Source organism: Oliverpabstia intestinalis, assembly GCF_009696065.1.
GTDB classification, from domain to species: domain Bacteria; phylum Bacillota; class Clostridia; order Lachnospirales; family Lachnospiraceae; genus Oliverpabstia; species Oliverpabstia intestinalis.
In genome coordinates this window covers 25,554-37,958 of sequence record NZ_VUMS01000018.1, presented here as the reverse complement: position 1 = coordinate 37,958, position 12,405 = coordinate 25,554, and the positions used below count along the sequence as shown (strand labels likewise).

Sequence of the window (12,405 nt, the reverse complement as noted above, 5' to 3'; positions counted from 1 at the left end):
CAGGAGGATTGTATGAAACAGGAAATTGGAGGATATCTGGAACTGGAAGTTTTCCACGGGAAAGAATACTATCCTGATCTTGTAAAAGTGAATCTTGGCCGTACAGCCCTCTGCTGGCTGCTGGAATCCCGGAAGATTGAAACGCTCTATCTTCCGTTTTTCCTTTGTGACTCCGTGATTGATGCCTGCTTGCGGCAGGGAATCCACGTGAACTTCTATTCGCTGAATGAGGATCTTACGCCGGCTCTTCCTCCCGACCTTTCCCTTCATCCAGGGGAATACCTCTATCTGGTCAATTATTACGGGCAGCTGACGGATGAAAAGATTCTTTATTATAAAAAATACTATAAAAATATTATCGTGGATCACACCCACGCTTTTTTTCAGCATCCGCTTCCCGGCGTGGATACTCTTTATTCCTGCCGCAAATTTTTCGGGCTGAGTGACGGTGCCTATCTTTCCACAGATGCCACGCTCACTGCCGGAAAAGAGCAGGATGTCTCTGCGGAACGTATGGGACATATTCTCGGCCGTTTTGAAAAAGATGCCGGAACGTATTATCAGAAAATGTTAGACAACGCTGCGACCTATCATCATATGGAGATTCTCACCATGTCCCGCCTGACACAGAATCTGTTAAAAGCCATCGACTACGAACAGATCCGTCAGAAACGGAATGAAAATTACAGATTTCTGAAAGAACTGCTTCCCTCCGATTCACCTTTTACCCGCGTGACACCGGACGGACCCTTCGCCTATCCTTATTATCATAAAAACGGAATTGCACTGCGAAAAGCCCTGGCGAAAGAAAAAATCTTTGTTCCAACCAACTGGTCCAACGTGATCCGGGACTGTGCACCCGAATCTTACGAATATCAGTGGGCGGCAGACATTCTCCCGCTCCCCTGCGACCAGCGTTACGGAAACGAAGAGATGCAGCGGATCGCAGACGTGATCCATGCACTGGAACCTTAGAACGTGTCTGAAAAATCATTTCCGCAATCTGCAAACCCCAGTTTGCGAAAAGCCTTTTTCAGACACGCTCTAGAAGAAAGGATTATTATGAATAAACGTTTACTGATTCTCGGAACCCTCGGGGAATTTGAACAGCTGGTGCAGAAAGCCAGAGCCCGGGGCATCTATACCATCGTTTGTGACGGATACCCGGACGGTCCGGCACGTGCCTTTGCAGACGAATCTTATGTGATCCCGGTCACCGATACGGACCGAATCGCCGCCCTTTGTAAAGAAAAACAGGTGGACGGAATTCTCACCTCGTTTTCCGATCTTCTGCTGGAATGTATGGTGAAGATTTCCGCAAAAGCAGGTCTTCCCTGCTATCTGAACCCGGAACAGCTTCCCTGGTATCGTGACAAATCCGCCACCCGGGGACTGCTCGAAGAACTCGGTCTTCCCTCCCCTGGTTTTGCAAAAATCCCCACTTCCGGATTGGCTCCGGAGCTGATCGCTCACCTGCATTTTCCTCTGGTGACAAAACCACTGGATAAATACGGCTCCCGCGGCATCTATGTGGTACACAATCTTGAAGAACTGAAACAGGCAATCACTGAAACCGCTTCTTTCACCGATCTTCCTGAGATTCTCGTAGAAGAATATAACGACGGTTACGAATTCAATATGATGACCTGGGTACATAAAGGAAAAGTCCATGTGATCAGCATCGCAGATCGCGAAAAGACGGACATCGGACCGGGTGAGATCCCGATCAGCACCCGAAATGTCTATCCATCCTGTCTGTATGAACGGGTGGTTGCTCCGGCAACCGATCTTTTACAGTGCTACGCCAACAAAACCGGGCAGAAAGAGGGGGCGTTATCCATGCAGTTTTTCTGGAAACCGGAAAACGGCATCCAGGTCTGTGAGATCGCAGCCCGATTCTTCGGCTATGAGCACGAACTGACCGATATGGTATACGGGTTCTCCATCGAGGATCTGCTGTTAAATTACCTGTATGATGTTCCCGCACTGGAACAGATGCTGGATCAGCACGATCCACGAAAACCGATTTGCCACGGAGCTGTCCTGTATTTTCAGGGACGCCTGTTACAGATTCGTGATCTTTCCGTTCCGCAGAAACTGGCATCTCATTCTGCGGTAGAAAAACCATGGATTTTTTATCACGAAGGAGAAGCTGTCATTGCCCACGGACCGAATCCTTATGTGGCACTGTACTATATCTCCTGTCCGTCCAGAAAAAAACTGGATCAGGTTACCGATGAATTTTTCACTTCTATGACCATCCCGTCTTTGGATGGAAAAGAAGTCCTTTATCGTAACCAGATGCCGAACTATCCAAAAACAAAATAAGCACGAAAAATGAGCTTATACAGAAATCATTTTCCTGTATAAGCTCATTTTTTATAGTTATTCTTAATAAGCCGCCCGATATACCAGCACATACGTCAGCAATACAGAAATTGCTGCTGTCCCCTGTCCGATCCTGCAGATCCATATGCTTATTTTTTCATTTCTGATCAGTTTTTCACTCCAGTTTTCATATCCCAGTGTCACAAAATAGAAAAATGGAAGCGCCATCGGCATGATATAGCGTCCCTGCGCTTGAAAATCACTTGCATAAGCATAATACACCAGCAATCCAACCGGTATCACCATAGCTCCCACCATACAGATATGCATCCAGTTTCTCATATTCCACCATCTGTTTTTTCTCCATATCTCAGTGATAAGAATTCCATCTGCATCGGCTTTTTTCTCTTTTTTTACAAATTCCGTGGTCAGACAAAATTCCCGACGCAGTCTCCAGCTGTTTCCGAGAATTCCCACTGCAAACACGATCAGATACACTTTACTCCACAGATATGGCATAAAAATATCAAGATGTCCGAACGTTCCCACAAAGCTTACCAGTACCGTAACCAGCCAGTTATGCTGCCATTCTCCAGGTACCCACCATATCATATCCAGAACGCTCATTCCCATATTCACCGGAAGCACCCGATTGGAAGGTTTTAACTCATCGATCGCGTATTTTTCCGCATAGATGGAAGAGGTTTTCATTCCCAGAAAATCTCCGTCATACAGGATTCCGCTCCGGATAAACCACCATCCGGCCACAAGAAAGACAATTCCCAGCATCAGGCAGCCTTTCTTCAGCAGCTGCTGCCAGTCCCATTTCTGCTCTCCACACTTCATCATGCAGCCTGCAAAAAATACGGCGCTCATCAGAAGATATCCATATGCGTTGTAATAAGACAACATACACAATCCCATGGCAATTCCCATCTGTACACAGACTTTCAGGGTCCAGCCTTCCTTACACGCCCTGCACCAGCAGTACAGGATCCAGGCTGTCGTAAGAAGTGCCAGTCCATCCGTATTGATATAAGAAAACAGAAAACAGGTTCCCGGAAGAAAGCACACCAGAACTGCAAACAGCCTCCCTGTCTCTTTTTTCTGAAATAACAGTTCTCCTATCTTCCAGGTAAACCATGCCATTCCGCATCCCAGAAGAACATTCACCATACGCGCCGCAATCACCGTAGCCCGAAAACTGTCCGTAAATACCTGCACAACCTTTGCAAATACTGCTCCTGCCATATAAGGAAGAATTGGATTAAACGCATAGGAGATGCCCCAGTTGGCATTCCGTATCTCCGGATCCCGTCCATCCGGCAAGGTTCCATGCTTTACAATAAATTCGACGATCTGGTAACGCATACTTTCATCCGGTGAGGCATCGAACGGTGCCGCCAGCGCCCAGGAAAGATAAAATACAAAAACCAGAAGTACAAAAATCCATATTGCATATCCTTTTTTCACTGTTTTTACTGTTTTTTTCATTCCATCACCCTTTATGCCTGAAAATAACCAGTTTGCTTGTCACATAATTCAAGATGATTACAAGTACATTTGCCGCACATTTAATCAATACGTCATTGAATCCGCACAGATCAGCAAAAATAAACATACATGCCCAGTCCAGTATTCCCGTAGCCAGACGACAGGAGAAAAACGAAACTATCTCTTTCCCTATTTCTTCCCTTGTACTGGCTTCGCTGTGAAATACCCATTTTCTGTTAGTAAGATATGCAAACAGAACCGATAAAATCCATGCAAGTACAGTACTCACCATAACCGATAAGCCAAACGGATGCGCAAAGATCCAATAACTCACAATATTAACAAGCGTTGTCAGAACGCCGAAGACACCGTACGGAATAATGTCTTTGTACTTGTCCCATAGCTTTTCTATATTCATCTTTTCCACCTTTCTTTTAAAAAAGCAGGTACATTTCCACCATGCACCCGCTTTTTTGGTTGTTTATAATCGTTTCAGTGAAAAATCCTGGCTATCCAGGGTCAGGTTCGGATTATAGAACGGATCGCCGTTCTTCAGGATATCGGGCCAGCGTTTCTCAAACGTAGCAATCTCCTGATTGAATCTTGCCACTTTCTCCGGAGTATCTTCCAGTCCTCGGGATTTGGATTCGTAATGATACAGTTCCGCATATGGATTGTACACGATCAGATATCCTGCCTGTCGAAGTTTCATACAGAAATCAATATCGTTAAATGCCACCTGCAGTTCTTCACTCAAACCACCGACTTTCTCAAACGCTTCCCGTTTTACCATCATACAAGCCGCAGTCACCGCACTGTAATCCTGTGCACAGATGATCCGGTGGCAGTACCCGGTAAATCCACGCTTCTGCTGTACAAAACAGTGTCCGGCGATTCCACCGAAACCGATGACCACGCCGGCATGCTGGATCGTATCATCTTCGTAATACAGTCTCGCACCCACAGCACCCACATCTTCTCTGGTACAGTAACCAAGCAGTTCCTCCAAACAATCTTCGTTGATGATCTCGGTATCGTTGTTTAGTAGCAGGAAATACTCTCCTTTGGCATACTGCACACCGAAATTATTGATGGCAGAATAATTAAAGTGGCCTTTATAATACACCACATGCACTTTCGGATTAACCGCTTCAAGCTGCTCGTAATATGCAAAAGTTTCTTTTTCTTCGCTGTTGTTCTCCACGATAATATATTCATAATTGGTATATGTGGATTTTGCTTCGATTGAATCGATACACCGTTTCAGATCATCAATATGATCTTTATTCGGAATAATGATCGAGATCAGTGGGTCATAATCCCGCAGGAATTTTGTCCGATAGAGTCCCAGGAACTCTCCCTTGCTCACTTCCACTTTAACACCGATCCGGTCATAATGCGCCTGCACCGCCCGTTGTCCCGCATCAAATGCATACAGCTTGCTCTCCGGATTCTCCGATGTGGAATCTTCATGGCATCGCCAGTGATACAGGATCTTCGGAATATGATGGATCTTTTCCGATCCCGCATGTTCCACACAACGGAAGATAAAGTCATAATCCTGCGCTCCGTCAAACTCTCTGCGTAACATTCCGACCTCATCAATCAACGTTTTCTTCGCCACAAACAAATGGCAGATATAATTGACCGTACACAGCAGATCCACGTTATAATCCGGTTTGAAATGTGGCTGGAAGAACTTGTGTCCGTCCATCGTCATCTTATCTTCATCCGAATATAGAACCTCTGTTTCCGGTTTCTCATTCAGTACTTTCACACACTCATACAGGGCATGTGCCGTCAGTTCGTCATCATGATCCGCAAATACCACAAACTCACCCGTTGCCGCCTCGATCGCAGCATTCGTATTTTCTGATATCTGTAACTTTTCCTGATGATCGATGACTTTGATTCTGCTCTCTTCCTTCTGTAACTGTTTTAACAGTTCCCGAATCGGAGAATCCGCACCGCTTCCGTCAGACAGGCAGAGTTCCCATTTGCCATAAGTCTGCGCCTGCAGAGATTCCACCAGCGCACGGAGATATTTTTCCGGTGTTTTATAAAGCGGTACAACCACACTGAAGGTCGGTTCCCAGGAAAAATGTTCTTTTCGCTGGTGTTCCAGTTCTGCTTTACTTGGCAGATGTTTCGGAAGCCATTTCTGATAGATCACAGCGGCTTTATTTTTATTTTTCACTTTTCCGACCACTTTTTGGGCAAGTGCTGCCGGACCGTGCAGTTTCAGATAACGGCTGCCCTTTTTGCAGTATTCATTTATCTTTTCTGCGGCAAGCTGTATCGGCTGCAGGTGAATCTGTCTTCTCACCCGTATCGAACCTGCCTCAAAAACAATATAAAATTCTTTCAGCTGCTGGTAGTGCAGTTCAAAAAAGAACCCACATTTTTCTTCTACCTCTGCCTCCGGATACTGATTCTGTACATCGACACGTTTCAGGTGCTGGATCTCACATGGAATTCTGTTTCCGCGGGAATTCTCCAGATAAACCTTTAGCGGTTTCGTATAAGCTGCCCAGCCACGCACCCGGCAGATGCCGAGTTTCCGGTCCACTTCGGAACTCTCAATGAAATACTGAGGCATACCCTGTCTTCTGATCAGCTGTTTTACCGGAATTGAAAACCAGACCTCTTTTTTCCCGTTCTCTTCCGCATAAACCACTAATTTTTTATACTGTTCCAGCTTATCAGGAAGTACAATCTCCATCTGAACACGAATCGCATCCACCAGATCCAGATCCTGAAATCGTTCCAGGGCACTGATACGCTCCTGCTGCTTCAGATTTACCTCCAGTGGTTTCCCGTCCAGCTCCGCTGCCGCGGTATGTTCCTTGGGCCAGGTGCCCTGCAGATGATAGGTTTTCTCATCTGAAAGATCAAATCTTTCTTTTTCTACTACGAATACTTCTCGCTGCATAGTAATTCCTCTCTTGCATCTTTTCCTGTATTCTGAGTTACATACTGACACATCACTTTTTTATGGGCTTTTTCACCCATCTGTACTCTGGCTGTCTTCTCCTCGATCAGCGTTGTGAGCGCTTTTTTCCACTCCTCCTTGTCACTGCAAAGCCAGCCATCCATACCATTTTCGATCACGCCTTCCATCTCCCGGTTTCTGCTCATCACTGATGGCACTTTCACCAGTGCGGCTTCCATCCATTTGTTTTCGGACTTACTACAATGGAAGATACTGTCCTCCAGCGGCATCAGATTGATATCGATGCCTGCCATAACAGAAGGTAACTGTTTCCAGTCCATAAACGGAAGTTTTTCCACCTTATTTCCGAATTTTTCCATTTTTCTGTCAGAGAGTACACCAACCAGCTTCAGCCGTACCTCCGGATGTTCCTTCATCACTTCCAGAAGTGCTTCTTCCGCCACCTCAAAGTCCTGATCATGAGTTTTCGATCCGCTGAAGTAACCGATGGAAATATGCTCCGGGTCTTTTTCCACCTGCTCTACTGCGTCATGGGACAGAATCTGCATCTCCATGCTTGCACAATTCCGGTTGATTACCACTGGTTTTCCCGGAAATTCTCTTCGGATCTCTCCCGCCAGTGTATCAGTGGAGGTAAAATAGCCATCACACAGTTCCATACAGGAATGGATCTGTTCCGTCGTCTTTTTAAAATCTTTATACTCACTTCCGGTCAGAAAATGCAGATAAGAGATTCTTTCGTAATCAAAGATCAGATCGTCAATGTCATAATACACATTTAATCCGTTTTTTTTCGCCTGTTCAACTACCTTGCGCACCACATCTTCCCTGCTGCAACGGTAACATACAACTGCCCGGTACGCATCCCAGTCCAGATCTTTGACCTCATCCACCTGATAAAAATCCGATCCGTAACCCTGATAATGCAGCTGTTCCCGGAAATGCTCCACCCGGTAACGGGAAGCAAACGAAATTTCCTCACCCACAAACAGGATCTTCTTTTCGCGTACAGGTATTTGTTGCCACTTTAGTGTATGTTCTGCAAACTCCTGCAATTCTTTAAGAGCCGATTTTGCATCCGTCTCTTTCAGAACCAGACCTTTTTCGTAATGTTTTACACGCTCCACCGGCGCACCAATCGGGAATACAGCAACCGGCATATGCATGGACATAATCTCTGAAGTTGTATACGAGAAGGTCTCCGGCCAGATAGACGGGATAAAGAACAGATCAATATCTTCTTCCATCGTCAGTCTTGGAAGTTCATCTCTGGTATATCTTCCCGTACAGGAGAATACCGGACTGTCGATTTCTTCATCCGACACCCCGATCAGTTTCATTCGGATGTTCAGGTTCTGCGCCTCGATCTCTTTTATCATCTCCTTGACAACATCCAGACCTTTTTTATAACACAGCACACCGAGCAGACCAATGTTCAGTGTCCTGGTCGTCTTCACCTTCTTATCCAGTGCCGTCACATAATGCGGCTTGTGTGGCAGCACATGTAACTGATACAGATAAGGATAGGTCTTTTTAAATATCTGTGCCGTATCATCAGAGAATGCCAGAATCTCATCACACCGGGATAAAAACTCCCTCCAGTGTGTTCTCCATGCGGTTCCGGACTCATAGTCCAGACATGCATTGCTTCGGTTTGCCGGGATACACTGGTTACAAATTTGTGCATCCGCGCCATGACAGTATTTCCCCTGAGCATCCATCAGATTTACCGCCGGACACATGAAGAAAAAGTCATGAAGCAACATCTTCAGATGTGCCTGATGTTTTTCTTTCAGTTCAAGAATCTGATCCAGAACCTTATAGATTTTCTGATAAGTTACCAGTTCGTTGATCCAGATTTCATCCACTCTCGGAATCTCATCAAGGATCATCACCAGATCTTTGGCAAAATACTGAACCTTATATTTTTTGTATTCATATTCCAGATAATAGCGCATATTATCGATGTCAAACCGGACAGTCAGGAAACGCTTTCCTTCTTTCAGTGCCAGTTTACGTTTCTCAATCAGATATTCCGTGGCACCACCGCCGAGGTTATGATCAAAGGCAACAATCGTCGGTACATCCAGCAACTGATTTAACAGCTGTGTTTCCACATACAGTCGGATCGTTCTTGCCGGATCTCTCCGACAGAAAGCTGCCGTATCGCTGTTATAATTCGGATGTTTCTTCGCCAGTCTCTCCAGATGGCTCTTTAACAGCCGTAATTTTTCTTCGGAAGAAAAACTTCCGCCATGTTTGTGATAAACAAACAAATTTTCCACCTGTACATTGGTATATCCTGCCTGGATTGCCCGCTGACACCAGTCATTTTCTTCTCCGTATCCTTTGTCAAAGTTCTCCTCATCCAGAAGACCTACTTCTCTGATTGCTTCCAGATTCATACCCATGCAGAAACCAATACCTGTTGGCATGGTCGCATACTGCGGACGGATCTGGCGAAAAGCATCATCGATCTGCCATAATGGCATGCCTTCAAAGATCACATTATCCTCACAGAAATTAGGAAAGCTGCAGATGGTTCCGCAGGTCGTAAACGGTGTGGAGGATGCTACTTTTTCTTTTGTAAAGATCGGCCACATCAGTCTCTCCAGCCATCCCTCCGGCACTTCCACATCGGTATTGACCAGTGCTACATGATGCTCTGCAATTGCAAGGGCACGGTTTACAGACGGGAGGAATCCCATATTTTTCTCATTTCGAAGCAGAACCGTTCCCTCATGTTCTGCCACGTATTGCTCCAGATATTCCCGTACTGCCGGATCCGGACTCTGATCGTCCACCAGAATCAGACGGTATTTCATCTTTGTCTTTTCAATCCCCGCAAACAGCTTGTCAAAATACTGTAAGCCGTTATAAATCGGGATGATAATATCTATCACTTCATCCGAAGGAATCTTCGCATCAAATACCGGCGTTTCTTCCAGATAACGTTCTTTAAAATATCGAATATTGCCGATGCTCTCCTGTCCCTCCAGGGTATACACCTGTATCTCATTACAACCAGGATCTGCAGGGATCTTGCATAACGGATATGCTTTTTCTCCGTCTACGGTGTCGTAAACAACTGCCACTTCCGTTTCCACTGGTGAATGCACCACCAGCACACAGGAAAATCCACAGGATTCTGCCTCCGGAATCTGTAAAACAGCTGCCACATCACTCCGATATACTATAGTAATCGGTTCTTCCGCCACCACTTCCCCGTTCTGTAAAAAAGCAAGATGCGTGTTCTCCATGGCGTACGCACGGTCAAATGCCCAGCCGATGATCTGCAGCACATTATTTTCATAGCTGAAGCTGTCGATACTTCCCACACAGCTCGATACCGGCTGTTCTGTCTGTTGATTTTCTGTAACCAGTGGGGCCACAGGACGTCCAAGCATCTTCTTCACCAGACGTTTTGCTCTCTGTTTCGGTCGATGCTGAAATTCCATGGCTGCCCGAAGTTCTTCCTGCCTTCTCTCTTCTTCGGCTTTTTTCGCTGCTATCCGTTCTTCTTTTTGTATCCGCTGCTGAAGTTTTCTTTCTTCTTCCCGACGTACCGCTTCTTTTCGCTCCTCTTCCAGTTGGATTTCTTCTGCGATCTCTTTCTGCGACAGAAAACGAATTTGACCGGAAATTGTAATTTTCTTCAATTCTGACGGATCCGTCACATGGATAAAATATCCGCCTGCCAGATTCAGGAACACTACCGCATCCGCCGCCTTGTCGATCCGCATACCAAACGGAATTAACTCCCCATGGCATCCACAGTCAAGTACTTCCACTTTCACCTCACAGAACGTATCACTTAACAGATTCCAGCGGATTCCGCAGATATTTTCTACTTTCTGCAGATCAAACGTAACCTGAAATCTTCCCCGATCCAATTCCACCGCCGTCTCAATACTGTTCTCTTCCGACAGCCCAGAACCTGTATCATAATACAGTTTGCTGCGAAATCGCTTTTTCTCCTGACATGCGCGCACAGTTTCTGACAGATCCACCGGAATTCTCTCTTTCCGGTATACATCCAGCGAATCGCTGCCAACATATTCATAAGTAAAATGCATTGTCCATGCCAGGAAAATTTCGCTGTCCGATGGCTCTATACCAAATTCGTGATTCATATCGTCCTGTGTATACAGCGCGCCCAGTTTCGGGATTCGGTAATACAGTTCATGGATCATTCTCCACATGATAAAGGCAACCGGAACCGGAAAGTCAAAAGTCCATTCATAGTCAATGATTTCATAATCATCTCCGAACTCAAAGATATTCGCACAGATCAGATCAATGTTTGCCGGACTTACGCATTCATAATATTCCTTGCCCGGATGTTCTCCAAACACTTCCTTAAAAACTTTCGTCTGGTACTCCGGTTCTTTTTTCCGCTGTGCGAACACATGCTCATATACATGTTTCAGGGTTCTCAGAATCTCATCTGTCTGTTCTTTCTCCACAAGATCACGAATTCTGTCTTCAAGTGTTTTCCCGCCCAATACCGGATACACGATTCCCCCATTCTCATATCTGCACGGAAGATTACGAAATCCTTTTCCTGGTTTCTGCGCTCCTGTTTTTTTCAGTCCTGCTATAAAGTTTTCTGCCTCCGGGCACAGTGGTTTTTTCTCTGCCCACACACTTTCCTCTTTCCGCACCAGCTGGGTCAGGGTTCGAAACTCTTTCCTGCGGCCCTGATTCAGTTTTACATATAAAATTTCTTCTTTTTCTTCAAGTTCCTGTTTTCCTGCAACCAGAAGAAAAGAATTCACAAAACGGTCCGCGATCTGTTCTTTTTTCATTGCCTCGATACCGGCGCTTTCTGAAAACAGATCCACGGTTTTGTCCGTGTAAATCGGATAATTTTTCCCATAATGATCGGTGGTCAGTGATGCATCCGTAAAGATCTCCGTTGGAAATTTATAATCCGGATACGGGTAATAAAATTTTTGAAAAGGAAATCCGCTTTTTTTCACAAGTTCCTGCAATTCTGTTTTGGAAAATGTTCTGACACTGTGATTTCCCGGATAACCATTGATTCCAAAGAAGGGAATGTCCGTATGATCTTCCGGGGCCCCAGCAAAATACTTCATTCCCAGCTTATTCTCAATTGCGATCAGCAATTTTCCTGTATTTTTTAAGTAAGAACCCATTTTTCCTAAAAATGTCTCATACGGTGTATCGCCCTCTGTGAAACTCATGGCATATTCCAGTACTCCGTTGACTACCACATAGTCATACTGCTGCCCCAGATCCATGTCATTGAGGTTTCCCACCATGATGGTCAGATTATCTTTTTTCTCATTGCGGTAATAATTGATCTGTGCTCTTCTTTTCGAGAGTTCCACAGATGTAACCTGACCTGCTTTTTCACAGAGCGTACCTGTGATTGCACCACAGCCCGCACCGATCTCCAGAACACTGTCCGATTTTTTGATCGGATACCAGTTCAATATATTTGCTCGCAGATCTGAGAAGTGATAGATCACAGGAAAAGAAACCTGCTCACTGGAAAGATCCTCACAGGTTACTCCTTCTTTTGCCATCTTAAGCATCTGTTCTTCAATATCTCCATCTGAATACAGATCTTTTTGCGTATAATACTCTAAGTTCAGTATTGCCAT

Annotated in this window: 6 protein-coding genes; 2 read left to right on the top strand and 4 right to left on the bottom strand. The window is 45.3% G+C overall.

Annotation, left to right across the window (positions count from 1 at the left end; translation table 11 throughout):
* Window positions 1-12: 12 nt before the first annotated feature.
* On the top strand, window positions 13-975 hold the full coding sequence (locus FYJ57_RS10465) for an aspartate aminotransferase family protein (protein ID WP_154432586.1): 963 nt from the start codon (window positions 13-15) through the stop codon (window positions 973-975).
* Window positions 976-1,062: 87 nt separating this feature from the next.
* Window positions 1,063-2,328, top strand: a complete 1,266-nt coding sequence (locus tag FYJ57_RS10460; protein ID WP_154432585.1) for an ATP-grasp domain-containing protein — start codon at window positions 1,063-1,065, stop codon at window positions 2,326-2,328.
* Between the two features lie 63 nt (window positions 2,329-2,391).
* Here FYJ57_RS10460 and FYJ57_RS10455 read toward each other — a convergent pair whose 3' ends face one another.
* From FYJ57_RS10455 to FYJ57_RS10440, 4 genes are all read right to left on the bottom strand, one after another.
* The gene (locus tag FYJ57_RS10455) at window positions 2,392-3,822 is read right to left on the bottom strand and encodes an ArnT family glycosyltransferase (protein ID WP_154432584.1); all 1,431 of its coding nucleotides are present in this window, start codon (window positions 3,820-3,822) and stop codon (window positions 2,392-2,394) included.
* A 4-nt stretch (window positions 3,823-3,826) separates the two neighbouring features.
* Window positions 3,827-4,240, bottom strand: a complete 414-nt coding sequence (locus FYJ57_RS10450) for a GtrA family protein (protein WP_154432583.1) — start codon at window positions 4,238-4,240, stop codon at window positions 3,827-3,829.
* A 63-nt stretch (window positions 4,241-4,303) separates the two neighbouring features.
* Entirely contained in the window at window positions 4,304-6,754 is a 2,451-nt protein-coding gene (locus tag FYJ57_RS10445; protein WP_154432582.1) for a glycosyltransferase family 2 protein, read from the bottom strand.
* Entirely contained in the window at window positions 6,733-12,405 is a 5,673-nt protein-coding gene (locus FYJ57_RS10440; RefSeq protein ID WP_154432581.1) for a glycosyltransferase, read from the bottom strand. Before FYJ57_RS10440 ends, FYJ57_RS10445 begins: the two co-directional genes overlap by 22 nt.

Coding starts and splice junctions, on each gene's coding strand:
- FYJ57_RS10465 (WP_154432586.1), top strand. CDS start 13: ATGAAACAGGAAATTGGAGGATATCTGGAACTGGAAGTTTTCCACGGG.
- FYJ57_RS10460 (WP_154432585.1), top strand. CDS start 1,063: ATGAATAAACGTTTACTGATTCTCGGAACCCTCGGGGAATTTGAACAG.
- FYJ57_RS10455 (WP_154432584.1), bottom strand. CDS start 3,822: ATGAAAAAAACAGTAAAAACAGTGAAAAAAGGATATGCAATATGGATT.
- FYJ57_RS10450 (WP_154432583.1), bottom strand. CDS start 4,240: ATGAATATAGAAAAGCTATGGGACAAGTACAAAGACATTATTCCGTAC.
- FYJ57_RS10445 (WP_154432582.1), bottom strand. CDS start 6,754: ATGCAGCGAGAAGTATTCGTAGTAGAAAAAGAAAGATTTGATCTTTCA.
- FYJ57_RS10440 (WP_154432581.1), bottom strand. CDS start 12,405: ATGGCAATACTGAACTTAGAGTATTATACGCAAAAAGATCTGTATTCA.